Origin of the sequence: Geobacter hydrogenophilus, assembly GCF_018501225.1 — a bacterium.
GTDB classification, from domain to species: domain Bacteria; phylum Desulfobacterota; class Desulfuromonadia; order Geobacterales; family Geobacteraceae; genus Geobacter; species Geobacter hydrogenophilus.
In genome coordinates, this window is record NZ_JAHCZI010000009.1 from 30,042 (window position 1) to 55,852 (window position 25,811).

General features: G+C 58.6%; 24 protein-coding genes and 1 tRNA gene. 17 read left to right on the forward strand and 8 right to left on the reverse strand.

Translation table 11 applies throughout. The annotated features are described in order from the left end of the window. Nucleotides 1–41 precede the first annotated feature (41 nt). Together KI811_RS13480 and KI811_RS13485 are read right to left on the reverse strand one after the other, a co-directional pair. A tRNA-Leu gene (locus KI811_RS13480) sits at nucleotides 42–128 on the reverse strand. Nucleotides 129–217: 89 nt separating this feature from the next. Next, on the reverse strand, nucleotides 218–652 hold the full coding sequence (locus KI811_RS13485) for a response regulator (RefSeq protein ID WP_214187002.1): 435 nt from the start codon (nucleotides 650–652) through the stop codon (nucleotides 218–220). Nucleotides 653–873: 221 nt separating this feature from the next. Between KI811_RS13485 and KI811_RS13490 the strand changes: the two genes are divergently transcribed. The 7 genes from KI811_RS13490 (at nucleotide 874) to lgt (ending at nucleotide 7,718) form a co-directional block, all read left to right on the forward strand. Further along, a complete protein-coding gene (locus KI811_RS13490) occupies nucleotides 874–1,302 on the forward strand; it encodes a helix-turn-helix domain-containing protein (RefSeq protein WP_214187003.1) in 429 nt (142 codons plus the stop codon). Between the two features lie 5 nt (nucleotides 1,303–1,307). After that, complete coding sequence (locus KI811_RS13495; protein ID WP_214187004.1) at nucleotides 1,308–2,090, forward strand: TlyA family RNA methyltransferase; 783 nt, start codon at nucleotides 1,308–1,310, stop codon at nucleotides 2,088–2,090. 24 nt (nucleotides 2,091–2,114) lie between these two features. Continuing rightward, nucleotides 2,115–3,245 carry a metallophosphoesterase family protein gene (locus KI811_RS13500; protein WP_214187005.1) on the forward strand — a complete coding sequence of 377 codons (1,131 nt, stop codon included), beginning with the start codon at nucleotides 2,115–2,117 and terminating at the stop codon, nucleotides 3,243–3,245. Further along, complete coding sequence (locus KI811_RS13505) at nucleotides 3,245–5,416, forward strand: ATP-binding protein (protein WP_214187006.1); 2,172 nt, start codon at nucleotides 3,245–3,247, stop codon at nucleotides 5,414–5,416. The genes KI811_RS13500 and KI811_RS13505 overlap by 1 nt, the downstream gene beginning before the upstream one ends. Continuing rightward, nucleotides 5,394–5,738, forward strand: coding sequence for a histidine triad nucleotide-binding protein (locus tag KI811_RS13510; RefSeq protein WP_004512144.1), 345 nt, complete (start codon nucleotides 5,394–5,396; stop codon nucleotides 5,736–5,738). Before KI811_RS13505 ends, KI811_RS13510 begins: the two co-directional genes overlap by 23 nt. Before the next feature lie 52 nt (nucleotides 5,739–5,790). After that, nucleotides 5,791–6,333, forward strand: coding sequence for a DUF4124 domain-containing protein (locus KI811_RS13515; protein ID WP_214187007.1), 543 nt, complete (start codon nucleotides 5,791–5,793; stop codon nucleotides 6,331–6,333). 599 nt (nucleotides 6,334–6,932) lie between these two features. Beyond that, the gene (gene lgt / locus KI811_RS13520; RefSeq protein WP_214187008.1) at nucleotides 6,933–7,718 is read left to right on the forward strand and encodes a prolipoprotein diacylglyceryl transferase; all 786 of its coding nucleotides are present in this window, start codon (nucleotides 6,933–6,935) and stop codon (nucleotides 7,716–7,718) included. Between the two features lie 9 nt (nucleotides 7,719–7,727). Here lgt and KI811_RS13525 read toward each other — a convergent pair whose 3' ends face one another. The 5 genes from KI811_RS13525 to KI811_RS13545 all read right to left on the reverse strand — a co-directional run bounded on the left by KI811_RS13525 (nucleotide 7,728) and on the right by KI811_RS13545 (nucleotide 13,697). Then, the gene (locus KI811_RS13525; RefSeq protein WP_214187009.1) at nucleotides 7,728–8,162 is read right to left on the reverse strand and encodes an ATP-binding protein; all 435 of its coding nucleotides are present in this window, start codon (nucleotides 8,160–8,162) and stop codon (nucleotides 7,728–7,730) included. Between the two features lie 11 nt (nucleotides 8,163–8,173). Further along, on the reverse strand, nucleotides 8,174–8,509 hold the full coding sequence (locus KI811_RS13530; protein WP_214187010.1) for an STAS domain-containing protein: 336 nt from the start codon (nucleotides 8,507–8,509) through the stop codon (nucleotides 8,174–8,176). 63 nt (nucleotides 8,510–8,572) lie between these two features. Continuing rightward, a complete protein-coding gene (locus tag KI811_RS13535) occupies nucleotides 8,573–11,875 on the reverse strand; it encodes a sodium:solute symporter family transporter (protein WP_214187011.1) in 3,303 nt (1,100 codons plus the stop codon). Further along, nucleotides 11,872–12,123: a hypothetical protein gene (locus KI811_RS13540; RefSeq protein ID WP_214187012.1), complete on the reverse strand. Its 252-nt coding sequence runs from the start codon at nucleotides 12,121–12,123 to the stop codon at nucleotides 11,872–11,874. The genes KI811_RS13535 and KI811_RS13540 overlap by 4 nt, the downstream gene beginning before the upstream one ends. Continuing rightward, nucleotides 12,120–13,697 carry a bifunctional aminoglycoside phosphotransferase/ATP-binding protein gene (locus KI811_RS13545; RefSeq protein ID WP_214187013.1) on the reverse strand — a complete coding sequence of 526 codons (1,578 nt, stop codon included), beginning with the start codon at nucleotides 13,695–13,697 and terminating at the stop codon, nucleotides 12,120–12,122. Before KI811_RS13545 ends, KI811_RS13540 begins: the two co-directional genes overlap by 4 nt. Nucleotides 13,698–13,992: 295 nt before the next feature. On the opposite strand from KI811_RS13545, the gene KI811_RS13550 reads away from it, so the two are divergent. The 10 genes from KI811_RS13550 to KI811_RS13595 all read left to right on the forward strand — a co-directional run bounded on the left by KI811_RS13550 (nucleotide 13,993) and on the right by KI811_RS13595 (nucleotide 23,773). Beyond that, nucleotides 13,993–15,714: a tetratricopeptide repeat protein gene (locus tag KI811_RS13550; protein ID WP_214187014.1), complete on the forward strand. Its 1,722-nt coding sequence runs from the start codon at nucleotides 13,993–13,995 to the stop codon at nucleotides 15,712–15,714. Continuing rightward, nucleotides 15,711–17,327: a peptide-binding protein gene (locus KI811_RS13555; RefSeq protein WP_214187015.1), complete on the forward strand. Its 1,617-nt coding sequence runs from the start codon at nucleotides 15,711–15,713 to the stop codon at nucleotides 17,325–17,327. Before KI811_RS13550 ends, KI811_RS13555 begins: the two co-directional genes overlap by 4 nt. A gap of 79 nt (nucleotides 17,328–17,406) precedes the next feature. Next, on the forward strand, nucleotides 17,407–18,387 hold the full coding sequence (locus KI811_RS13560; protein WP_214187016.1) for an ABC transporter permease: 981 nt from the start codon (nucleotides 17,407–17,409) through the stop codon (nucleotides 18,385–18,387). Between the two features lie 2 nt (nucleotides 18,388–18,389). After that, nucleotides 18,390–19,244, forward strand: a complete 855-nt coding sequence (opp4C, locus tag KI811_RS13565) for an oligopeptide ABC transporter permease (RefSeq protein ID WP_214187017.1) — start codon at nucleotides 18,390–18,392, stop codon at nucleotides 19,242–19,244. A 27-nt stretch (nucleotides 19,245–19,271) separates the two neighbouring features. Continuing rightward, nucleotides 19,272–19,796 carry a hypothetical protein gene (locus KI811_RS13570; RefSeq protein WP_214187018.1) on the forward strand — a complete coding sequence of 175 codons (525 nt, stop codon included), beginning with the start codon at nucleotides 19,272–19,274 and terminating at the stop codon, nucleotides 19,794–19,796. Nucleotides 19,797–19,813: 17 nt separating this feature from the next. Further along, nucleotides 19,814–20,611: a M48 family metallopeptidase gene (locus KI811_RS13575; RefSeq protein ID WP_214187019.1), complete on the forward strand. Its 798-nt coding sequence runs from the start codon at nucleotides 19,814–19,816 to the stop codon at nucleotides 20,609–20,611. Then, on the forward strand, nucleotides 20,611–21,504 hold the full coding sequence (locus KI811_RS13580; RefSeq protein WP_214187020.1) for an ATP-binding protein: 894 nt from the start codon (nucleotides 20,611–20,613) through the stop codon (nucleotides 21,502–21,504). The genes KI811_RS13575 and KI811_RS13580 overlap by 1 nt, the downstream gene beginning before the upstream one ends. An 18-nt stretch (nucleotides 21,505–21,522) precedes the next feature. Then, nucleotides 21,523–22,677 (forward strand): mercury methylation corrinoid protein HgcA, encoded by a 1,155-nt coding sequence (gene hgcA, locus KI811_RS13585; protein WP_281415208.1) that lies wholly within the window; start codon nucleotides 21,523–21,525, stop codon nucleotides 22,675–22,677. Nucleotides 22,678–22,695: 18 nt separating this feature from the next. Further along, on the forward strand, nucleotides 22,696–22,986 hold the full coding sequence (gene hgcB, locus KI811_RS13590; RefSeq protein ID WP_214187022.1) for a mercury methylation ferredoxin HgcB: 291 nt from the start codon (nucleotides 22,696–22,698) through the stop codon (nucleotides 22,984–22,986). Nucleotides 22,987–23,071: 85 nt separating this feature from the next. Then, nucleotides 23,072–23,773 carry a carbonic anhydrase gene (locus tag KI811_RS13595; RefSeq protein ID WP_214187023.1) on the forward strand — a complete coding sequence of 234 codons (702 nt, stop codon included), beginning with the start codon at nucleotides 23,072–23,074 and terminating at the stop codon, nucleotides 23,771–23,773. Nucleotides 23,774–23,840: 67 nt separating this feature from the next. Here the strand turns inward: KI811_RS13595 and KI811_RS13600 are convergent, their stop codons facing one another. After that, nucleotides 23,841–25,805: an ATP-binding protein gene (locus KI811_RS13600; protein ID WP_214187024.1), complete on the reverse strand. Its 1,965-nt coding sequence runs from the start codon at nucleotides 25,803–25,805 to the stop codon at nucleotides 23,841–23,843. Nucleotides 25,806–25,811: the final 6 nt, after the last annotated feature.

Here is a 25,811-nt window from a genome sequence, read left to right on the forward strand (position 1 = left end):
AAAAGGGGTTAGCAACCGCAGTTGCTAACCCCTTGATTTTCTGGTGCCGAAGACTGGACTCGAACCAGCACACGGTTGCCCGCACAAGAACCTGAATCTTGCGTGTCTACCAATTCCACCACTTCGGCGCTAGGATTTAAATCTATAGCAAAGTCGTTAATTGATTGCAAGGAATTTTTAGGCTGCCGATCGTCGTGATTGTTGGTTCCTGGTATGGTCACTCTGTACGACGTGTAGACTGATGGCCTTTGTTGTGGGAAAGCGCTTCGAGGATTTGTTCGAAGAGGCGCTGGAAGTTGAAGGGTTTGCCGAATACCTCACGGATTCCGGCGGCGGTTGCCCGTTCTTCGATTCCTGGGTAGAGGTGCCCGGTTCCCATGAAAATTATCAGTTCCGGTTGGAGGCGCCTGGCGTGCTGGGCCAGTTCGAATCCATCCATCCCCGGCATGTTCTGGTCGGTGAGAAGGACACCGTAGGACCTTTCTGTAAGCAGTGTGAGGGCATCTTCACCTCTTTCGGCGCATGTAACGTCTATCCCCTCGCTTTCCATGGCCAGTTTCATGAATATGAGGACATCGCGGTCATCGTCAACGATGAGGATGCGTTCTGTTGGCCGGATAGTGGCGGTCCTGTGCCCTTGAGTCGGGTTCATGGGGATTCCTTGTGGTCGTATGGGTAAAGTGGTTTGCTGTGTCAATGTGTGACTATCTGTCGTATTTGTCAATATTTAATATGACTTATTGTCATATTTTTAATCGCGTTGACACCGGGGGGAGAAAGGGGTATATGAGCTTATTTGCGCGGGGAGTCAAACCTGCGCCGCTCTGGTACCGATGCTTGTCGCGTTGCAGAAGAAAACCTTGGGAGTTGCCGTTGAGCTGTGATATCGGGCGAGAACTTAAAAGGTTGAGGAAAGATCGGGAACTGACGCAGAAGGATTTGGCTGCCCGCGTGGATGGCGGTCTCGACTATACCTATATCGGGAAGATCGAGCGGGGGGAGCAACTCCCGTCCCTGAAAATGCTCATGGGGTTGAGCGCTGCGCTCGGAGTGCCTGTCAGTCATTTTTTTCAGGAGGAATCGCCGGTAAACTCTCCGCTTCGCTTGGCTGAATCCGACGTGAAGTCCACGGAGCTACACAAGGAGTTGCGCCAACTCCATCCTGACGATATCCCCCTGGTGGTTGACATTGTCAGGGTGCTGAACCGCCATCGAAAGGCCGAACGGAAAAGAGCCTATCAGTCTGCATCCGAAACGCTCCCTCTTGCCGCAGAGGATGGTCCGTCCTACAGAAAGCCCTGATTTCCATGACCTTGCCCGCATCTCCATCCGGAATCCGAAACAGGGAGCGCCTCGACAAGCTCCTGGTGGACCGGGGGCTTGTTCAGTCCCGGGAGCGGGCCCGCGCCCTCATCATGGCCGGCCAGGTGGTGGTGAACGACCATCTGGCGGACAAAGCGGGAACCCAGGTGCCCCTGGATGCCGATATCCGCCTCAAGGGGGAGGATATCCCCTTTGTGAGCCGCGGCGGGCTCAAGCTTGCCCGGGCACTTGACGAGTTTGGCCTCGACGTGGCGGACATGGTTGCCATCGACGTGGGGGCTTCCACCGGCGGTTTTACGGATTGCCTTCTCCAGCGGGGCGCCCGTAAGGTTTACGCTGTAGACGTGGGGTACGGCCAACTGGCTTGGAAGCTCCGTCAGGACCCGCGCGTGGTGAACCTTGAGAAGACCAACATCCGGTACCTGGAGCCGGACGCACTCCCTGAGGTTCCTGACCTGGCGGTCATAGACGCCTCGTTCATCTCCCTGGACAAGGTGCTGCCGCCGACCCTTCGCCTCATTTGCGCCGGTGGCGCCGTTGTTGCCCTCATCAAACCCCAGTTCGAGGTGGGCAAGGGCGAAGTGGGGAAGGGGGGGGTCGTGCGGGATGAAGTGAAGCACCGGGAGGTGGTTGACAACATCGTTGCCCTGGCTGAATACCTCGATCTTCAGGTGGGTGGCATAACCGAATCGCCGATTCTCGGGCCGAAGGGGAACCGGGAATTTCTGATCCATCTGATTAAACGGCACATTTCCCCTGATTCATAACCTCAAAAACCCATCACATCGATTATGACCATCCGCATTCTCCATACCGCCGATCTCCATTTGGGCTCTCCCCTGAAAAATTTCGGGGAAGTGGCCCGGGAGCGTCGGCGCGATTTTCTTAAGACCTTCGACCGAATCGTGAACCTCGCCATCAAGCGCGAAGTCGATTGCCTCCTGGTGGCTGGCGATCTCTTCGACGCAACACAGGTGGACGCCGAAACCGTGGGGCGCGTTCAGGACGGCTTTGAACGCCTCGCTGGACGTGGCATCCGCGTGGTTCTTATCCCCGGTACCCACGACAACGTGGTCTCAGCCGAAAGCGTCTACAACCGTACTAAATTTGCCGGCGCCCATATCCTGAAAGATCCTGTGGTGACGGACCCCTTCGCGCTGGAAATCCGGGGGGGAACGGTCCATTTCTACGGGTTCGCCTACCGCTCCGACCGCTCCCGGGAGGCCTTGGAATCGATGCGGCGCCGCGAGGGAGCGGGGATTCATGTGGGGCTCCTCCACGGCTCTCTCAAGGGAAGCCCCGAGTGGGAGATGCGGAAGAAGGATATCCCGTTCACGACGGCGGAACTGGTGGCACTGGGGCTCGACTACATCGCCCTCGGCCACTATCACAACGTGGGCTGCCTGGAGGATCAGGGGCGGGTCGTTGCCTGCTATCCCGGTTCTCCCGAGGGAAAGAAGTTCGGCGAGAACGGCGAGCGCCACGTCCTCATTGTCGAGGTGGGGGAGGGGAGCGCGGTTGTCGAGAAGGTGCCGGTGCAGAGCCGCATCGTGGACGAGTTGACGGTTGACGCATCCCTTTTCTCCGAGGCGGGTGCCCTGGAGGGAGAACTTGCGCGGCTCGCCTCTCCCGATCTCATTGCCCGCATCCGGCTCGTAGGCACCGTGGAGGATCCCCTCGACATCGCTAATCTGGCCGGCCGGCTCCAGGGGAAGTACGCCTGGCTCGAACTTCTGGACGAAACCGACATCTACAACAGCGATCATGTGAAGCGGATGGAACGTGAGGACTCAATCCGGGGGCTCTTTATCCGGAAGGTCCATGCCCGGTTCGAGCAAGCGGAATCCGAGGCCGAGCAGGAACTCTGCCGCGATGCCCTGAAGCTCGTCATGGGGCGCTTCATGCGAGAAGGGGGGGACTGATGCTCTGGATAACCTCAGTGCAGCTCCCCGCCTTTGGCCGTTTCGGGGGGGAGGAGTTCACCTTCCGCCGGGGCATGAACCTGGTGTGCGGCAAGAACGAGGCAGGAAAGTCAACGATCCTGGCTGCCATCGCCGGGACCATCTTCGGCTTCCGGAGAGAAAAGGACCGGTTCGTCCCCTGGGGTGGTGGTGAACGTTGCGAGGCCCGGGTGAGCTTCGCCTATGACGACCGGGAAATGACCATTGTCCGCGATTTCCTGACCGATCGGGTCCAGGCGGTGGAGCGCTCCGGAGACAGGCTCCTGTGGCGGTTCGAGGGAAAGGTCTCTCCGGCGGGGCGGAGCAGCGAGCGGGAGGAGTACCTGGCGAAGATCGAGGAGGTCTGGGGCTTCGCCGAGGGGGATATCTTTCGGAACTCGGTCTTCGTGGGCCAACGAGACCTGAAAATCGAGGGGGACGGCGCCCTCACCACCCGGATCAAACAGCTCCTCTCGGGTTTCTCCGAAATGGATTACGACGCGGTGGTGGACAGCCTCGAAAAGGAGCTCTACGAGCTGACCAGACGCCCCGGCGGGAGGGCCAAGGATCGTGAGCTGGAGGAGGTGCGCGCCCGGATGGCCGAGTTGGCCGAGGCCTGGCGCACGGCGAGCCGGACCATGGAGGAAGTCGGCAAGGCGGAAGCGGAGCTGGCGGAGCTTCGGGGCTTCATCGACGTCGGCCGGGCCGACCTGGATAAGGGGGAGAAGTATCTCCAGCGGGTGAAAAAGTACCATGAGGACACGGGCCGTGAAGCAGTGCTGCGCAAGGAGTTCGACCGTATCCAGGCGGAGCGGGAAAAGGTGGAGGCACTTGAGGCCCAGCGGAGGACCATTGAGGCACGGCTTGCCACCCTGGGGAATCTGACGGATTTGCCCGATGGCTTCGATAGGACCATTGGGGCTTACTGCGCTGCCAGCGAGCGGCTGGAGCAGCTGGAAGAGGAGATGGCGGGGCTGACCGGGGAGTCAGATGACGTTCGCAAAGTGCCTCTCGGGCTGCTTCTGTCCCCCATTCTCGCGTGGGGGGCGGCTGTTGCGGCCTGGTTCCTCGTGCCCGCGTCTGCCTACGTGGCGACCGGTATTGCCCTTGTGGCGACCCTGGCCGTTGTTGTCTATGCCGCCCGGTTGAACAGCGCGCGCAATGCCAACGCATCCCGCCGCCAGGGGAGAATCGACGGCCTTGCTGCCGAGACCGACCGGCTACGCAGCGAGGCCGCCCGTCACGGGGGAGCGGTTGCGGAGCATCTGGGCGACATCGACCCGGCCAGTGCTCGGGGGGTTCTTGAGGAGATGGAAGGAGTCGAGGAGATCGTTGCCGAGCGTGACCAGGTGGCAAGCGCCCTCAAGGTGCTCTCTCCTTTGGACGATCTCAAGGCCCAGGGGACGGAGCTTGCCCGGGAGTTGGCCGTGGTGCGGGAAACCATGGAAAGCGTTGTCGGCAAGGGGTTTCCGGTCATGTCCCACGAGGAGTTCACCGCCGCCGAGGCGAAGATGCAGCGGCTGGCAGGGGAGGTGAAGGAGAAGGAGCGGGCCGCCCTCGTCAAGGAGCAGGAGTTGGCGGTGCTCCGCACGGGGGGGCTCGACCTTGAGGCCATCGCCGAGGAGGGGGAAGAGCTCAAGTCCCGTGAGCAGCGACTCGTGCGGCGGACCGGCGCGTTGCGGCTCGCCGTGGAGCTTCTGCGGGAAACCCTCGACGAATACCGGGCCACGTACCTGGCACGGCTCTCCTCGGAGATCAACGGGAAGCTCTATAACCTCACCGCCGGCAGGTATCGCGAGGCCCGTCTCGACGACAATTTCAACCTCACCATCGGCGCCGATGGTGAGCTCAGGCCGGCAGAGGCCTACAGCTGCGGAGTCCAGGACCAGGCCTATCTTGCCTCCCGGCTTGCCTTGGGCGGTATCCTCTCACGAGGGAGAAAATTGCCTTTTCTTCTCGACGACCCTTTGGTAAATTTTGACGACGAGCGAAAAACTGCCGTTCTGGCTACACTTAACCTCATTGCTTCAGGCCACCAGGTCATCCTCTTTGTTCATGACGAACGCTATCTCCGGCTCAAGGGGGCAGATCTCTGGAATCGAATCCGAATCGACATGAAAGGAAAACCGGATGGACAACTGCATCTTCTGTAAGATCATCAACGGGACCATTCCCGCCAGGAAGGTCTACGAAGACGACGACCTCGTCGCCATCGAGGACATCAACCCGGTCGCACCGCACCATATCCTGCTCATTCCCCGCAAGCACATCGTGAACGCCCTTGACCTGACCGCCGGGGATGACGCTCTTGTCGGGCGCGTTTTCAGGGCCGCGGCAGCCATCGCCCGGGAGCGTGGGGTGGACGAGCGGGGATTCCGCATCGTCCAGAACACCAATGCCGATGCCGGCCAGTCGGTCTTTCACATTCACTTCCATCTCCTTGCGGGACGGCATCTGGGGTGGCCGCCGGGATAGCCTCATTGTGTCCTGTCTGTGCCGAACCAACGAGATTTAGTGGAGGTAACCCATGATGCGCTTCGCATGCACCGTGACGATCCTGGCTCTGGCCGTGGCGGCCCAAGCCGACATATACAAGTGGGTGGACCAGCGAGGGACAGTCAACTACACTGAAGACCTTGGCAAGGTTCCCAAAAAATACCGGAAGAAAGTAACGGTTATTCCCGAAGGTGGGGCGCCTGCGGCCGAGGTGACGGAAACGGTCGTCGAGCGGGGAGGCAAAGAGAAGAAGCCGGAGACCGGGCAGAAGGAAGTTGAAAACGCACCAGCCCCTAAACAAGAAAAAAAGAAGGCGGTCTACGGCGGCAAGGATGAGGATGCCTGGAAAACCGAGTTCAGGACGCTGAGGAGTGAGATCAAAGCCAACGAGGCAGAACTTGCCGCGCGTCGTGGCCGGTTGGCCAATCCCGGCACCATGAGCCGTGGCGATTTTCTGGGAGTCCAGAGGGAAGTAAAGAGGATCGAGGAGACGTTGACCGGCCTGAATACCAAGCTTAACGCTCTTGAAGAGAGTGCCCAACGGGTCGGCGTGCCGTTGGAACTGCGGAAGTAGGGCAGAGAAGTTTCAGAAAAGAAAAAGCCCGGAGGGGGAAACCTCCGGGCTTTTTTGTAATTGACGCCCAGCGGGGATGCTTTCTCATATCCGTCGGTAGAAGCGGTCGTGAAGCCGGGCAGGACGCTCTTTTGCGACCGTCGGGCCTGGTCTTTCGCAGCCGTTTCCCCTTTTGGGGCGGTTGTTACGCGCCTGACGGAAGAGACGTACGCTTACTGCGCCATTCCCTGGACGTCAATTAGTTAAGTTGCTCCGGGATAACCGTACAACCGCTGGACCCTCTGACCATTGGTAAACTTTTTGTCGGGAAGGCGCTTCAGGCTTCCCTGTGCTGCGGGCTTGCTCACCGCACCTGAACCCGTATGGCGTCATGGGTTAACCGTCAGGTCCCTCAACCGGTTGTTACCTGATTCCCAGAGCAATTTTCAAAGAGCGGCACCTTTTGACTGAAGTGTATCTCCGTGGATGATGCTGTCAACGGGGGATGAAAAATTTTTTTGGCTGCTGCCAAGATAGCGCTTGTCGTGGTGGAGGGCGTCGATTGACAGGGGACGGCATAATTGCTAGGGTAGACCGATTCCGCCCTGAGAGGAGCATCCATGCAGCTTCCGCATATAGACCCGGTTTTCCTGCGCATCGGTCCCCTGGAATTCCGGTGGTATGGCTTGATGTACATACTGGGGTTCATTGCCGCTTATTTCATCGTTCTCCGGAGGGCCCGAAAGCGCTCCCTTCCCCTTTCAGCGGACGATGTGGCTGATATTATCTTTTACCTGGCGGTGGGTGTGATTCTTGGCGGTCGGCTGGGATACATCCTTTTTTACAATGCCCCCTACTATCTCGAACATCCCCTGAAGATATTCGCCGTCTGGGAAGGGGGGATGTCATTCCACGGGGGGCTCATCGGCGTTGTGTTGGCGGGGCTTTTGGTGGCGCGGAAAAAAAAGATGCAGTTCTTTGCCCTGGCAGACCTCTGTGTCCTTACTGCTCCGGTGGGGCTTGGTCTCGGGAGGCTGGGCAATTTCATCAACGGGGAACTCTACGGGCGTGTCACCGATATGCCGTGGGGGGTGGTCTTCCGTGAGGGAGGCCCGATGCCGCGGCACCCGTCTCAACTTTACGAGGCGATTCTTGAAGGGCCGGTGCTGTTCATAATTCTGATGGTAGTTGGAAGGAAGGAGCGCCCGGCAGGGGTGGCCTTCTGGACCTTTGTCTCCTGCTATGGGCTGTTCCGTTTCTTTGTCGAGTTTTTCCGTGAGCCCGACTCTCAGCTGGGTTTTATTATGGGCCCCTTTTCCATGGGGCAACTGCTCAGTTTTCCCATGTTTCTTCTCGGACTGGCGATGGTGCTGATCATCACGAAGAAGGGGAAAAACGCCGAATAACAGGCAAACTCACGGGTAAAACCGCAGACACTTGGTCATCTCCAGCATATTTCCGCCGTTAATCTTTTCGTATTTCACCGTATCCATCAGCTGCTTGATAATGAAAATCCCCCTGCCTCGGTCTTCGAGTTGGTCAAAGTCGGGCGGGGGGATGCTGTTGATGTTGAATCCCTGGCCATCGTCGAACACGCGGATGAGAAGGTCCTGGTCAGTGATGTTGATGTAGACGTGGACCATCTTGTCGGGGTCGTTGGCGTTGGCGTGCTTGATCGCGTTAACCATCGCCTCGGTAAGGACAAGGTTTATATGGTAGGCGAGCATGTCCCGATCACCGTCGAAGCGGTCGAGTTCCTTGGCGATGTCTTCGCCGATCCTCCCGATGAGGCTCAGGTAGCGGGTTTGGTTCGGCACCTTGATATCAACTTCGATCTCTTTCCTGTCCATCCCTCACACCCCTAGAAGTTTTCAAGTGCTTCCGCCGTTGAGCCGAATATCTCGAAGACCCGGTGAAGGCGGGTCAACTCGAACATGGACTTGACCTGGGGCTGCAAGCTCGATAGCTTGAGGCTCCCCTGGTGGGATATGGCGTTCTTGAAGCCGGAAACCAGGGCGCCCAGGCCCGAACTGTCGATAAAGCGGACATCGGTAAGGTCAACGAGGATATTCTTTTTACTCTGCTCGAAGAGTTCCTGCATTTTTCCCTTCAAGTCGTTGGAGTTATGGGCATCGAGCCGCTCTTCCTTTACGAAGATGATCAGGATTTCGTTTCGTTCCTCAGTCTTGAGATTCATGGTCCACTCCTTGATTTCAGGTCTTTCCGAAAAAACGACCGTCATTGTATATTGTTCGATTTTCTATTGTACACCAAAAGGTTTCGCCGCGCTCTGATTTTGACTCATTAGCTGCCGGGACGGAAATACTTTAAAGACGACCATGGAGATGTCGTCGTTGATGACCGATGTGGCGCTGAAGCTTTCCACCTCTGCGAGAATGGTTTCGATAATGGCCTCTGCGGGTCGGGAATGGCTTTGGGTGAGGATGTCGCAGAGGCGCCCTGTGCCGAAGAATTCTCCAGACGGGTTCTGGGCCTCGGTGATGCCGTCGGTATAGAGGAGCACCACGTCGCCCTGCCGGAGGGATATGATCTTTTCCTCGAACTGGACGTCCCGCTTGACGCCAAGGATGAGCCCCTCGGCATCCAACTCCACGCAGGCACGCTGACCCTCGCGGAAGATGAGCGGAGGGTTGTGGCCGGCGTTGGCGTAGGCGAGGACGCAGCGATCGGTGTCATAGCGGACGTAGAACATGGTGATGAAGAGCTCGGCGGCGGAGAGATCGTCGTGGAGCAGTTCGTTGAGTGTCGCGAGAATTGCCCCGGCGGTCTTGTCGGAACGGGCCTGTGCCCGGAGCACGCTTCTGGTTTCCGCCATGATGAGGGCAGCTCCCACGCTGTGCCCCGACACGTCGGCGATGACCATGTCGATGTTGTTGGCGCCATGCAGGAAAAAGTCGTAGTAATCCCCCCCCACGTGGGTTGCCGGTTTGCAGCGCCCCGCGATCTCTATTTTCTGGATAACGGGGGGACTGGAGGGGAGGAGCGAAAGCTGGATCTGCTTCGCAATCTCCATCTCCTTGAGAACCCGGGCGTTTTCCAGGAGAATGCGTTCCTTTTCCTCGCGCTCCCGCTCCCTTGCTTCCATTTCCGTGACTATTTTCACTGCCTGGGCCAGCTGCCCCGCCAGGCTCTCCAGGAGATCGAGGAACGGTTCGTTGAAGAGGCCAACGATGTTCTTGGAAAAGACCGACAAAATCCCGAGTGGGTGTTCTCCCTTGCGGGCGATGGGGATATGGGCGAAGGACTTGATCCCTTCACGTGCCATCAGGTCCCGTGAGAGCGGCTTGGTGATGTACTGGGTATCGTTGACGAACTGGATCCGGTTGGCCGTGAATGCCTCGCCGATGTATGTTTCGCTTTCGGGGTCCCAGTCCTTGCCGATGATTGCGGCTATTCCCTTCCCCCGGTAGCTTCTGACCCGCAGGACTCCCTTTTCGTCAATGAGCCTGATGACCGCCAGATCGAGCTTGAATTCTTTGAGGATAAGCGCCAGAAGATCGTCCATGATGATCTGGAGGTCCAGGGTCCTGTTGATGAGCTCCGATGCCTTGAGGCGCACGTAGAGGGCCTCGCGGCTTTCCGCGAGCGACGCCTGGACCGTGCTGAAAATGTCGTAGACCGGCTCCATCCGTGATCCCAGATCCGAAAGGTAGCTCTCCACAATGGCTCCCGCAGCCGCAGCACCCACCGATCCTGCCAGGGTCTTTTCAGTGAAGCGCTTCAGCTTCGGCAGTTCGAACTCCGACACCCCTCCCTGCGCAGTGATCTCCCGGTTCCCCATATACTCGGCAATGGCCGTGTTGGCCTGTTTTTCCCCAATGAACTTCGACATGAGGTTTACGAACTGCATGATCGTGACCGGCTTCGACATCCGCTTGGTTTCCCAAGGGACACCGTTTCGATCTGACGTGAAGACGTCGACGAATTTTCGCACCTGCTCCCGCTCCTTGTCCCCCTGGGGGAGGAGGATGGAAAGGGCCACGTATCCCCCCACGTTGAAGAGCATGCTCCAGAAGAGGGAATGGGACCAGAGGTCGAAGCCGGCAAGGCCGAAGAGTTCTGTCGGCTTGAGCAGGGCAATGCCGAAGGGACCCTCGTCGAGGATTGCCCGGGAGAACCGGCCCGACATGATGAAGGAGGGAAGGAGCAGGGTGTAGAGCCAGAGGATGAAGCCCAGGATGATGCCGGTCAGGGCTCCCACTTTGTTCGCCCGGCGCCAGTAGAGCCCCCCCACGAGCGCCGGACCGAACTGGGCCGCCGCAGCGAAGGAGATGAGCCCCATGTTTACGAGCATGAAGGTTTCGCCCACTACCGTCTGGTAAAGGAAGCCGAGCGTAATTACCAGGGCGATGCAGAGGCGCTTCAGGTTGATGAGCATGGCCGGGAACCAGGGACGTGGGGTCAACCGGACCACGATTGGCATGAGGAGGTAGGTGACGAACATGGTGGAGATGGCCACCGACTCCACCATCACCATCCCGGCGGAGGCCGAGAAGCCTCCGAGAAACGCCAGCAGCGCCAGCCACGAGTGGCCGCTCTGCAGCGGGAGGGAGAGGACAAAGAAGTCGGCCCCGAGGGCTCCGCCGGTGTGGAGAATGCCGCCGAGGGCGATGGGAACCACAAAAAGGTTGATGAGAAACATGTAGGCCGGCAGCAGCCACATGGCTTTTTTGATATGGTTCTCATCGCTGTTCTCGATGACCATGATGTGGAACTGGCGGGGGAGGAGCATGATGGCGCCCATGGAAAGATAAAGGGTGGTCAGCCACCGGGCATAGGTGGTCTCGCCAGGGTCACCGAGGGTGGTCAGGTGGTTGAGAAGATCTCCTTGGGCGTCGATGCGGGAGAAAATGTCGCCGAATCCCCCGAAGATCCCGTAGGTGATAAAGGTACCGACGGCGAGGAATGAAGCCAGTTTGACGACCGACTCCACGGCAACTGCGGCCACGAGACCCTCGTGGCGCCGTTCCGAGGAATTCTGGCGCCGGGCGCCGAAAATCATGCTGAAGATGCTCAGGATGAGAGCTGCGAAGAAGTTTGTGTGCAGCGAGAAGGGGTAGTTTTTGTGGAGCAGCGGGAGTTGGATGTAGGGGTAGCCGCAGATGATGTCGAAGGTGCTGGACACCGCCTTGAGCTGAAGGGCGATGTAGGGCATCACTCCGAAGATGGCAATGATGGTGATGACGGCCCCGAGCCACTGTGACTTGCCGTAGCGGGAACTGATGAAGTCGGCGATGGAGGTGATGTTGTTCTCCTTGCTGATCCGGACGATCTTGCGCAGGAGAAACCACCAGGTGAATGCCATGAGGGTGGGACCCAGATAGACGAGAAGAAAGTCGAGGCCGGTGGTGGCCGCCTTGCCGACGCTGCCGTAGAACGTCCACGAGGTGTGGTACACGGCGATGGAGAGAGCGTAGACATAGGGGTTGGCGATGATGCTCTTTCCCTCTTCCCGCTTTCTGTCGGCATAGTAGGCAACCCCGAAGAGCAGGACTATGTAGAGGAGCGATACTCCGACCACCAGTTCAATGCTCAGGATCAACGGTGATCTCCTTCGTCCTGCTCGTCTTCAGGCTGGTTGATGGCCTTGGTGAAGAGGTAGATGACTGCTATTGATAGTGCCCATCCTCCCACGAAATAGAGATAGAGCAGGGGGATGGAAAAGACCCGGTACGGTTTGTTGAAGATCTGGATGAACGGATAGTTCATCATGACGAAGCCCAGGATAAAGAAAATCACCCACGATTCCCGCAGCCTCAGCCGTTTGAAGAGGGCAACCCGCAATTTCATCCACACGGCAGTATCTCCATGGCGTCAAGGAGCGTGTCGAGCAGCTCGGTGACCGGTTTGGAGGTGTCGATCCTGATCATGCCTGATTCGTCGCCGGCAGGGGCTTCGAACTCCCCCTTCTGTAAAAGGTAGATATCCCACCGGCCGTCCGAAGGTTCATCACACTGGTTTCTCCTGGCCTCCAGACGCTGCCTGACGGTCTCTTCCGGGCAGACGGCGTGAAGCAGGTGGAAACGGGAGCCGTATCGATCGGCCAGTTGCCGAAAGAGGTCACGATCGGTTCTGCGGCGGAAGGTGGCGTCCACGATGATACTGCGTCCCGTCTCCATGGCCGCCTCAGCCCGCTTGAGGATCTCTCCGTAGGTGCGGGCGGTGACGGACTCCGCGTAGATGCCTTCTCCGTAGCGGTCCCAGTGGTGCTCTTGCGGTGCAGAACCTGTTAGTTCCTTTCTTACCACATCGGAACTGACTATTTCCAGCCCAAGGTCAAAGGCCAGTTCCCGCGCAAGGTAGCTCTTGCCGGTTCCCGTGAGGCCGCAGGTCAGGATGAGCGACGGAGGGAAGGCCCGACGGGCGATGTAGCCGCGTGCAAGACGGAAATAGCGCCGGGAGCGCTCCTTGGCTGCGGCCTTGTCCGCCGGCGGAATCTGCTGGTCGAGAAGCCGCATGCTCTCCACCTTTCCCCTGACACAGGCCCGATAGACCTTGTAGAAGTCAAGGACGTCGGCGACTCCGTCATCGCCGGTTGTCCGGATGTATTCATCCAGGAACGGCGAGCAGAGGTCAGATCTGCGATTAACGTCGAAATCCATCAGGAGGAAGGCGATGTCGGCGGCCGTGTCGCCGTAGCGGAAGCGGGTATTGAATTCGATGCAGTCAAAGATGCAGATACTGCCGTCAGAATCCAGACAGATGTTTTCCATGTGGATGTCGCCGTCGCAGTCGCGAATGAAGCCGTTGGCAACGCGTCGGGCGAAGATGGCGGCATTTTCTTTCATGAAGCGGTCGACCCATTCTTCGATGCAGCGAAGATCCCGTCCGCTCAGGGTTTCTCCCGCAAACTGGCGGGTCTGGCGGAAATTTTCTTCCCAGTTGGCTCGAATGACGTCGGCTCCGCCGTAGCTGTCGATCTCTCTGCTCCGTTCGGCGCGGCGGTGAAATTCGCCGATTACCCGGGCAATGGCTCGGATATCAGCCACGGAAACCTCACCCGCACACAGCAGTCGGTCGAGCATCCGTTGCGCCGGGAGCCGCTTCATCTTGACCGCATAATCGATGACCCGTCCATCGCCGGAAAATCCGGCCCTGCCAAGCGTTTCCCTCACTTCCTCTACGCCGAGGTAGATGTCGGGGCAGAGGCGTCGATTGAGGCGAACTTCTTCGTTGCAGTAAAAGCGGCGTCGATCTATGGTTGAAAAATTGAGGAAGCCGAAATCCACCGGCTTTTTGACTTTGTAGGCGAAGCGATCAGTCAGAAAGATGTAGGAGACATGGGTCTGGACGAGCTCCACGGAGTCCGTGTGTTCCGGGTAGGCTGAAGGCTTCAGGAGTGACCGTATGAATCGCTTTTCCATGCCGTCCCCACAGGGCGGAAATATACCATACACAGTACCATAAACGCCGCTCCGCGCAAGGTTTGCGCTTCCTTATATTCATTTGACGGGTCAGGGTTATTGTGTTAGCTTTTTTGATGAGTTTTGGGATACACGTTCCGCTGGAACGGCTTTTGTATTCCGACGGAATGCAAGTCTTCTCATCCCTGTCCATTCTGAACGCTTATTTCACTTTACCATATTCGCAACAACTGAGTAGATGCGGGGCTTTCGGGCGCCTTTTCCGCTTCTGGCAGACGTAGGCACGGGTAACTGCATGAAGAAACGTATTGTCGTGGCATTATTCCTGGCTCTTTCCTTTCTTCCGGGATGCGCCACAAACGGCGCGGGGAAGCCGGTTCCCCCCAACGAGCACTCATTTCGTCCAACCGTCAATATTGCCGGTTCGAGGGCTCTCTACATTTATTCACTGTCGCGCCTCCGCGAGCTGGACGGGGATTTCGAGGGTGCGCTCACGCTCCTGAATGGCGCCATTGAGGCTGACCCCAACTCCGCTTTTCTTCATACGGCAGCCGCGGAGATCTATCTGAAATCGGGCAAGCTCGACGATGCGCTCCGCGCAGGTGAAAACGCCATCCGCGTCGATCCCGGGTTCCGTCCGGCACGGATCATTGCCGGAACCATCCTGGCAAACCTCAAGCGGGACAAGGAAGCCATTGTTCACCTCAGCAAAGCCATTGAGCTTGATCCGACCAAGGAGGATGCCTATCTCCATCTGGCCGTCTCCTATGTCCGAACCTTTGATTACGAGCAGGCGGTTAACACCCTCAAGTCTCTGATCAAGATCAACCCCGAGTCATCGCTGGGGTACTATTACCTGGGCAAGACCTACGACCAGATGAAACTCCAGAAGGAGGCGACCAACTATTACAAGAAGGCCATCGAGATCAAGCCCGATTTCGAGCAGGCTATAATCGACCTGGGGATTTCCCAAGAGGGGCTCGGCCTCTATGATGATGCCATCGCCACCTACAAGCAGCTGCTTGAGACAAATCCGTTCAACATGAACGTGCTGCAGCACCTGGTGCAGCTTTACCTCCAGCAGCAGCGGTTGGAGGATGCGCTCCCAATGCTCATCGTGATGAAGGATCGGGGTGTCGGCGGCCTGGAAACCCAGCGTAAGATCGGCCTCATCTATATGGAGTTGGAACGCTATGACGAGGCGATCGCCGAATTCGAGCAGATCCTTGCCCGGGAACCCAAGGCCCACCAGATTCGCTTCTACATTGCGAGCGCTTACGAGGAGAAAGAAGAGTTCGACAAGGCCATAGAGGAATTCAGTAAGATTCCCCCGGGAACCGCCAATTACGTTGAGGCCTTGGGGCACATCGCCTTTATGTACCGGGATCGGGAAAAACCTGAGAAGGGAATCCAGATCTTAACGGATGCCATTGCGGCCAATCCCGATAAATTGGACCTCTATCTCTATCTGGCCGGTCTGTACGAATCTATGGATAAGTTTTCAGAAGGACTTGCCGTTCTCAAGGGGGTTGAAGGGAAGTTTGCCGAGGACCCGAGGCTCCACTTCCGGATGGGAACCATCCTTGACAAGATGGGGAACAAGGAGGAGTCCATCGCCCGGATGAAGCGGGTTATCACCATTACGCCCGACGATGCCCAGGCCCTCAACTATCTTGGCTACACCTACGCCGAGATGGACATCAAACTGGATGAAGCCCTCCAGTACCTCAAGAAGGCAGTGGCGCTTCGTCCCAACGACGGCTTTATTCTCGACAGTCTCGGCTGGGTCTACTTCAAGTTGAAGCGTTATGACGAGGCCGTGCCGCTCCTGGAGCGGTCACTCAAGGTCGTGGAGGATGATCCAACGGTCATGGAGCACCTGGCCGACGCCTATGCAGCCAACCATGAATACCGCAATGCCTTGAAACTTTACAAGAAGATCCTCGACGCCGACCCGGGTCGCAAGGATATCGCCGAAAAGAAGAAAAAGGTCAGGGCGGAAAGTCTGGAGAAATGACGGCACGGCTGTTCTGCTGTCTTGCGGCACTGGTTACCCTTGTTTCGTGCAGCGGCGGCGCGCCTCCTGCGGAGTTGCCGCGGCGGGGAGCAGGGTCCCCTGCCTACGGCGATGCCCTGGTGGTTGGCACCATTGGCGAACCGTCCAACCTGATCCCGCTGCTTGCCTCCGATTCCGCCTCCCACGATGTGGCGGGGAACGTCTTCAACGGCCTTGTGAAGTACGACAAGAATCTTGAACTGGTGGGGGATCTGGCAGAGTCGTGGCAGGTCTCCCCCGACGGCCTCACCATCACCTTCAGATTGCGCAAAGGGGTGAAGTGGCACGACGGCACCGAGTTCACCTCCCGCGACGTCCTCTACACCTACCGAGTCACCATTGATCCCAAGACCCCCACCGCCTATGCCGAGGACTTCAAGCAGGTGAAGAGCGCAGAAGCGCCGGACCGGTACACCTTCCGCGTGACTTACGGCAAGCCCTTTGCCCCGGCTCTGGCCTCCTGGGGGGCGGGAATCCTGCCGGCCCACCTCCTGGAGGGGAAGGACATCACGAAAAGCCCACTTTCCCGCCATCCCGTGGGGACCGGCCCCTACCGGTTCAAGGAGTGGATTGCGGGGCAGAAGGTCGTCCTTGAGGCATTTCCCGACTACTTCGAGGGGCGGCCCTACATTGACCGGTTCGTCTATCGGATCATCCCCGATACTTCCACCATGTACCTGGAACTGAAGGCGGGCGGCCTCGACATGATGGGGCTCACGCCGGTCCAGTACGCCCGGCAGACCGATACCCCTGAGTTCCTGGCCCGTTTCAACAAGTTCCGCTATCCGGCCTCGGCGTACACCTACCTGGGATACAATCTCCGCAACCCTCTTTTCGCCGACCGGCGGGTCCGACAGGCCATTGCCTGCGCCATCAACAAGGACGAGATTGTCCACGGGGTGCTTCTGGGGCTGGGGCAGGTGGCCCACGGTCCCTTCAAGCCGGGAACCTGGCCATACAATCCTTCTGTGAGGGACTTCGGCTATGACCCGGCCCGGGCAAAGGTGCTGCTGGCCGAGGCGGGGTGGCACGCGATCGGGTCCGATGGTATCCTTACGAAAGACGGCAAGCCCTTCAGTTTCACGATTTTCACCAACCAGGGAAACGACCAGCGGCTCAAGACCGCCCAGATCATCCAGCGTCGCCTCGCAAAGGTTGGGATCGAGGTGAAGATCCGGGTTCTGGAGTGGGCGTCGCTCCTCACCAACTTCATCGACAAGCGGAATTTCGACGCCCTCATCATGGGATGGACCATTCCCCAGGATCCGGATATCTTCGACGTGTGGCATTCCAGCAAGACCGGCCCCAAGGAGCTGAACTTCATCGGGTTCAAGAACGCCGAGGTGGACCGGCTCATCGAAGAGGGACGCAGTACCTTCGATCAGGAAAAGCGCAGGCGCTGCTACTGGCGCATTCAGGAAATACTTGCCCAGGAGCAGCCCTACACGTTTCTCTTCGTCCCCGATGCCCTGCCGGTCGTGAGTGCCCGCTTCCGGGGGATCGAGCCGGCGCCGGCCGGGATCACGCACAACATCATCCGGTGGTACGTGCCCAAGGAAGAGCAGGTGCATTAACTGCCGGGACCAGGGACCGGGACCAGTGAAGGCTTACGTCTTTCCCGGCCCCGGTTCTTGGTCCCCGTTTCTCCGACTTATGATCAATTATCTTGCAAAGCGACTAATAATGATGGTTCCGCTCCTTCTGGGGATTACCCTCATCTCCTTTGTGGTAATCCGCCTGGCCCCCGGCGAGCCGGTGGAGGCCATGACCGCCATGAGCCCCAAGATCACCGCCGAGACCCGCCAGCGGCTCCGGGAGTTCTACGGCCTCGACAAGCCGCTCCACGTCCAGTACGCCACCTGGCTCAAGCAGGTGGCAACCCTCGATTTTGGCCGCTCTTTCGCCCCCGACAATCGGCCGGTGACCGACAAGATCAAGGAGCGGATTCCGGTTACCATTTCCCTCAACCTCATCGCCCTAATCCTGGAGTTCGGCCTCGCCATACCCATCGGCATCTTTGCGGCCACCCACCGGGACACCCTCTACGACAAGGGGATCACCATCTTCGTCTTCCTGGGGTTCGCGGTGCCGACCTTCTGGCTGGCACTGCTCCTTATGTACTTCTTTGGCGTGAAACTGGGCTGGCTCCCCATATCGGGGCTCCACTCCCTGGGGAGCGAGACACTTTCCCCTATGGCGTGGTTCGTGGATCTGGCGAAGCACCTGATCCTTCCGGTCTCCGTGGCCACTTTCGGGAGTCTGGCGGGGCTCTCCCGCTACATGCGCTCCAACATGCTGGAGGTGATCCGCCAGGACTACATCACCACGGCCCGGGCCAAGGGGCTCACGGAGCGGGCCGTGGTCTACCGGCACGCCCTGCGCAATGCGCTGCTGCCGGTCATCACGTTCCTCGGCTTCTCGCTCCCCGGCCTCATCGGGGGGAGTGTGATCTTCGAGACCATCTTTGCCATCCCCGGCATGGGGCAGCTCTTCTATCAGGGAGTCATGGGGCGGGATTATCCTCTTGTCATGGGCATTCTGGTGATCGGCGCCTTCCTTACGCTCGTCGGCAACCTCCTGGCCGACCTCGGCTACGCCCTGGCCGATCCTCGGATTAGGCACGGAAGGGGGTAGGGATGGGTTTTCGGGAAAGCTGGTTCCATGCGGTATTCTGGAAGCGGTTCCGGGGGAACCGCCTTGCTGTGGCTGGCGGGTGTGTCGTCCTTCTCCTCTTTGCCGTTTCCCTCCTGGCTCCGTACATCACCCCCTGGGACCCCCACGCCATCGATGCCTACCACGTGCTCCTTCCCCCCTCGACAGACCACTGGTTCGGCACCGACGAGCTGGGGCGCGACGTCTTTACCCGCGTGGTCTACGGGGCGCGGATCTCCCTCAAGGTGGGCTTTGTCTCCGTGGGGATCGCCGTGGCCATCGGGGTGGTGCTGGGGCTCGTGTCGGGTTTCTACGGCGGCATCGTCGATACCGTCATCATGCGGTTCGTGGATATCATGCTCTGTTTCCCCACCTTCTTTCTGATCCTGGCGGTGATCGCTTTTCTGGAGCCGTCCATCTGGTATATCATGGCGATTATTGGCCTCACGGGATGGATGGGGGTGGCGCGGCTCGTGCGGGCCGAGGTGCTGTCGCTGCGGGAGCGGGACTTCATCCTGGCGGCCCGGGCGCTGGGGGCGTCCGATGCGCGGATCATCTTCCGCCACATTCTTCCCAACGCCCTGTCGCCGGTGCTCGTCTCTGCCACCCTTGGCGTTGCCGGGGCCATACTCACGGAGTCGGCCCTGTCGTTTCTCGGCATCGGCGTGCAACCCCCCACGCCCAGTTGGGGGAACATCCTCACGTCGGGCAAGGACTACATCGAGTTCGGCTGGTGGCTCTCCCTGTTCCCCGGCCTGGCCATCCTGGTGACGGTCCTTGCCTACAACCTGCTGGGGGAGGGGATTCGCGACGCCCTTGACCCACGGCTGAACCGCTGAAATTTTTTGATGAATCCGAGGAGTCTTATGTCAGACAACTACAAACCCGCACGGGAGCCGGTGGCAGAGCCCGTCGTCAACAAGGACGAGTTCGCCATTGTGACCGTCGATGACGAGATCAGGGCAGACGGGCTCTGCCAGTCGCTGCTCAAGCGCTTTTATGACTCGCTTCTGGAGGGGGGGATGGATCCCCAGGAGGCAACTCGCGTGGCCAGCGGCGCCGATTACTATGTGCGCGATTTCCTCGTGGGCTACAAGCATTGCAATCTCTTTGACGAGCGGCCAGGAATCGTCCGTCAGTTCGCCGGCAACTGGTATATCGTCAACACCATTGAACCCTCGATAGAGGAGCTTGCAGGGCACCTTCTCGGGGTACGTTCCTTTTACCGCTTCCTCAATGGTCGAGGTCTCATTGGCGGGGATTTTCTCGCCGCCATGGAGCAGGAGTGCGGCGATGGGGCTTTCTACGAAAGCCGCATCCGGAGTTTCTGGGAAATCACGGGTGACGGTTACATCGCGTGGGAACGCGAATGTTCGCTGAAGCAAAAATGAGATCAGGGAGGAAAGCCATGAGACTTGCTCGACTGCTGTTGCTGCCACTTATCGTAATCGGAACGTTGTCAGGCTGTGCCGTCAACATGGCAGACATCCACGGCTTCAACGTCATCTCCATTGAGCAGGAGAAGGAGCTTGGCAACAAGTTCGCGGTAGAGATCGAAAAACAGTATCCGGTCTACAATGACCCTGAGGCCCAAAAGTACATCGACCGGCTTGGCCGCCGGCTCCTGACCGGCGCTCGGGAGGTGAATTTCGACTACGTCTTTAAGGTGGTGAAGGATGACAGCGTCAATGCCTTTGCCATCCCCGGCGGTCGGCTCTATGTCCATACGGGTCTCCTCAAGGCGGCCCAGAGCGAGACGGAGGTGGCGGCGGTCATGGCCCACGAGATCAGCCATTCCGTGGCCCGGCACGGCACCCGCCAGATGACCCAGCAGTATGGCTACTCCCTGGTCCTCTCCCTGGTCCTGGGGCAGAACTCGAACATGCTGGGTCAAATTGCCGGTGAGCTCTTCGGCAAGGCGGGAATGATGTCCTACAGCCGGGAATACGAGAACCAGGCTGATTTCCTTGGGGTGGAAACCATGTCCAAGGCCGGGTACAATCCCCAGGGGATGGTCTCCTTCTTCCAGAAACTTGATGCCATGGGCAAGCAGAACTCAAGTACCCTTACCAGCTTCTTTTCTTCCCATCCTCTGACGTCGGAGCGGATCCAGCGGGTTCAGGCTGAGATTGCCCAGATCCCTCCCCGCACCTACCCCTTAGTGGATAATACCGAACTGCAGAAGATAAAGGCCCGCATCAAGTGATGGACGACCGGGACAAACGCTGGGACCGGATTGCCGGAAAACTGGATTATCTCTTGGGTCGGCTCGACCGGTTCCTGGACGACTATGTTCCCCCGCCGCCTCCCGACGATCAACTCTTCGAGTGTCATATCGCTTTCCGGTGGCGGCGGGTAGGGGAGGGGGGCTCATTTCTGCCGGTGGAGCATCCACACTTGCCCGATCTGAACGACCTAGTGGGGATCGACCTGGTCCGTGACGAACTGGTTCGCAACACCGGGCAGTTCGTGGCCGGGTATCCTGCCAACAACGTCCTTCTCTGGGGTGAGCGGGGGACCGGCAAGTCAACCTGCGTGAAGGGGCTTCTCCGGCGCTTTTCGGAGGAAGGTCTGCGGCTTGTGGAGGTACTCCGGGACGATCTCTTTACCCTGCCGGCCATCATCGGGCCCCTCAGGAAGATGCCGCATCGCTTCGTCCTCTTCTGTGACGACCTCTCCTTTGGCGAGGGGGAGGGGGGGTACCGGGAACTCAAGGCCCTCCTTGAGGGTGGGATCGAGGAGCGACCCTCCAATATCCTCTTTTACGCCACGTCCAATCGCCGTCACCTCCTCCCGGAGCGGATGGAGGACAATCTGGGGGGAGAGATCCATCCCGAGGAAGCGGTGTCGGAAAAGCTCTCCCTGGCCGACCGCTTCGGCCTCAACCTGAGTTTCTATTCCTTTGACCAGACCACCTACCTTGCCATCGTCGCGCGGTATGCCGAAAAATTCGCCTTGCCCGTCGACCCGGAGTCACTCAGGAGAGAGGCTCTGCAATGGGCGCTCTTCAAGGGGAGCCGTTCGGGAAGGTCCGCGCGGCAGTTTGTCGACGATCTGGCAGGGCGGTTGCGGGTGGCAATGCCGGACGGCATGCGTTAACCGGCGGAGAAGCGGAAGATGGCTTACAAAGTGCGCAGTGCCACAGTGGTAAAGCGGGGAAGCGTCGGGTTTCGTCCAGTATCGCCGGGACCAGACCTGACCAAGGAGCCGTGCTGAGGCCCCAAGACTCCCGCGGTCAGCGGGACCATCAACGAGCATGTCCCCGGTTTTGTCCGCTGGCATGAAACTCCTGCCGGCAGGGTGCCGATTGTTTCGACGGAGTTCCGGTTTGCCGACCGGCTCGGCGCCTGGAAGGCCCGGTGGGGGATCGGGCGGATGTCGTACCTGGTGCCGCCGGGCCTCTACGCCATTGGCTCCCCCGGCCCCGAAGACCCCGTGGTGGTGACTGCCAACTACAAGATGAGCTACGATCTGGTCAGGAGGGAGTTTTCGGGGCGCAGCGTCTGGCTCCTCGTCCTCGAAACCTTCGGGATCAATGTCTGGTGCGCCGCCGGCAAGGGGACCTTCGGCACCGATGAGTTGGTCCGTCGGGTGGAGAAGGTTGGGCTCGCCACGGTGGTTACGCACCGCACGCTCATTCTCCCGATTCTCGGCGCTCCCGGCGTGGCCGCCCACCAGGTTGCCCGGCGGAGCGGATTCCAGGTGTGCTACGCCACGATCCGGGCAGCCGACCTCCCCGAGTACCTCGATAACGGCATGGTGACCACACCTGGCATGCGCCGGCTTACCTTTACCGCCCGCGAGCGGCTCGCCCTCACCCCAATCGAACTGGTGACGACCGGGAAGTGGGGCGTGCCGTTCGTGGCGCTCCTCGTGGCCCTGTCGGCATTGTCCGGCGGGCTTTTATCCTTCTCAACCCTTGTGTCTGCGTTGGTTCTCTTCGTGGGGACCATACTGACCGGAGCCGTTGCTGCGCCGGTTCTTCTCCCCTGGCTTCCGGGTAAGAGTTTTGCCGTGAAGGGGGCGGTGGCCGGTTGCTGCTGGGCAGTTCTGTTTATTGGGGTAGGGAGGGAGACAACAGGATGGCTTGACGCCATGGCCCTCGTTCTCGCCGTGCCGGCCGTGACCGCCTTCCTGACCCTCAATTTCACCGGCAGTACCCCCTTCACCTCCCGGTCGGGAGTGAAGAAGGAGATGCGGCTCGGGCTTCCGGCCATGGCGGTGTCGCTGTTCGCCGGCATATTCCTCTGGATCGCGGCTCGATTCCTCTGAGCGCAAGGAGCGATTAGTGTGAAAGGTTTCTCCTACCTCACAAACGTTGCTACCCTGGAACTCAACCGCGAAGCCTGCATCGGGTGTGGCATGTGTGTGGCGGTCTGTCCCCATGGAGTATTCGCGCTGCAGGGCACCAAGGCCGAAATACGGGATTTCGACGCCTGCATGGAATGCGGCGCCTGCGCCGTCAACTGCTCCGTTGGTGCCATCGAGGTCGATTCGGGAGTCGGGTGTGCATCGGGGATGATCAATGAGTGGCTGGCGAGTATCGGCGCGAGGAAAACAAGAGGCGGTGGCTGTTGCTGACATTGAAAGCTCTTGTCCATTGACTTGCCGTTTGTATGGTGATAATGAATTATTTCAAAAATTTGAACCACTGGAGGGATTGCGCATGAACGAGACGGGAAGAAGAATTGCACGACTCATCATCGGTGTGGCTGTCGCCGCATCTGCAGCAGTGGCGTTTGCTTCCGAGGGGGGCGTGGGGGTCAGCGCCGATGAAGCGCTTCAGCGCCTCATGGACGGAAACAAGCATTATGTGGAAGGTCAGATGGGCGCTTGCCGCGAGAGCGATACGGCGAAACGGGAAGGGTTGGCAAAGGGACAGAAACCCTATGCGATCATTCTCTCCTGCTCCGATTCGCGGGTTCCGCCCGAGATTATTTTCGACAAGTCCATGGGTGAGCTGTTCGTGGTGCGGGTTGCCGGCAATATCCCTGATCCCGTCGTTCTCGGGAGCATCGAATACGCTGCCGAGCATATCGGTTCCCCCCTCATAATGGTGCTTGGCCACGAGCGCTGCGGTGCCGTGACCGCCACCGTCGACAGCAAGGGGAAGGCTGAAGGGAATATCGGCGCACTTGTGAAGACCATTGCTCCGGCTGTCCAAAAGGTAAAAAAGGCAATGAAAGGCAAGCCCAAGGCAGAGTTCGTGGAAGCTGCCTGCGATGCCAACGTCAAGCTCGTTGCGGCCAATATAACCAAGAAGTCGCCGGTCGTTGCCAAGCTTGTCAAGGAAGGAAAGATCAAGATTGTGACTGCCAAGTATGACCTGGACGAGGGTAAGGTCACACTCTTCGAGGATAAGAAGTAAAAAGTAGCGACACCTTCCGGCGCCACTCTGGTACGCCACCAAGAAAAGCCCGCTTTGGCGGGCTTTTTCAGTTTTTGAGAACCTCTTTGATTTTTGTCAGGAGTTCATCGGGTTTGACCGGCTTCGCAATGAAGTTGATTCCCTCGTCGAGTACCCCCTTCCGGTTGATGATGTCCTGGGTGTAGCCACTTATGAAAAGGGCCTTCATCTCCGGTCGGGCGCGCCGGATTTCTTCATATACGGACTGTCCGTTCTTCTTGGGCATAACAACGTCGAGAAGAAGAAGGTCTATCTTGTCTCTGTTCTCCATAAACCGCCTGACAGCTTCGGCCCCGTCGCTGGCCTCGATGACCGTGTATCCACTGCGCTCAAGAACCAGTTTCGAGAGTTTGCGTACGTCCCGGTCGTCTTCGGCAATCAGGATGGTCTCCTGGTTTCCCTGGGCAGCAATTGCTGTCTCGTGACGCTCCGCGGTTTCCTTTGTCGCCACGATGGGGAGGTATATTCTTACGGCCGTCCCTTTGCCCGGTTCTGAATCAACGGTGATGAATCCGTCATGCTGTTTCACGATGCCATAGACCATGGAGAGTCCGAGCCCTGTCCCCTTGCCGACCTCCTTCGTGGTGAAGAAGGGGTCGAAGATGCGTTCCTGCGTTTCTCCGTCCATGCCGGTGCCCGAATCTGCAATGGTCAGAATTGCATAGTAGCCGGTTTTTCCCTTTTCAAGGGGGCCAAAGAAATCTTCTTCCAGGAAGTCGCTCCCCGTCGTAACAGTTAGTGTGCCGCCGTCCGGCATGGCGTCGCGGGCGTTTGTCACGAGATTCATCAGGATCTGGTCGATTTGCCCTGCATCCACATGGCACACGAGGGGTTCTCTGGAGAGCGAGGTGACAAAGGTGATATCCTCGCTCACCAGTCGATGGAGAAGCTTCTCTATACCCTTCACAATGTCGTTCAGATTCGTCGGGTGAGGAGAGATTACCTGCTTCCTGCCGAAGGCGAGGAGCCGTTTAACGAGATTGGTGGCCCGGTCAGCGGCTGAGAGAATCTGTTCCACGTATATGCGATAAGGGTTGTCATTCTTGAGGCTGCGCTGCAGAAGTGTTCCGAAGCCAACGATGGCGGTTAGTATGTTGTTGAAATCGTGGGCCACTCCCCCGGCAAGAGTTCCGATAGCCTCCATTTTCTGGGCGTGGCGGAGTTCCTCGGCCAGGAGTTCCTTCTCTGCTTCGCGGGTTTTCAGTGTTGTGCCCAGGTGGTTGAACGCCGTGGCAAGTCGGCCGATCTCATCCTTCGACTCCACGGGAACGGGCTCGAATGAACCACCCCTTTCGAGAACCCTGATTCCTTCGGTGAGTCGGTCCAAGGGGCGCGTAATTCTGCGTGTTATGATGTAGGTGAAAAAGGTGCCGAGAAGGAGGAAGCCCGCTGCCATGAAGACGCTTGTGTAGAGGAGTGTGTCGAGTTTTTCCCCGAGAAGGTTCTTGTCGACGATGATTCGTGCATAACCGATGACGCGAGGCGTCGTCCGCGGCGGCTGGTCGAGGAACAGTGATTCGTCCGCGAGGACGGACGAACTCGACATTACCGGCGCCCAGAACTCGAAGATGTCATCTCCTTCGTAAACCGAGGGTTCAGCTGTCCCTTTCAGCCGTTCGAAGCGGGAACTCCAATGGGGAAAGGCCCGACCGGAATTGTTGATTACTTTCTTGTGAGCCTGTTCCTGGAGTGCTTTTCCCTCTGCCGTCACGATTGAGACAAAAAGAACCCCTTCGTGTTCCAGAATTCCCTGGATGGGATCCCTTAGAAGTTCTGCGTTTTCGGCGAAAACACCGAGGCGGATATTGTGGGCCAGCAGCTTCGCCAGGAGTTTTCCTTCGTTGACCAGACTATCCTTCAGGGCGCTTCGCTGTTGCTGGAAAAAGAAAACCGTAAACGAAACCGAAATTACCGCGATAAAGAGTGTGAACAGGAGGAAAAACCTCAGTCCAACGCTGTCACGACGGTTTTTCAGTGTATTAATGAGATCCATTACGTA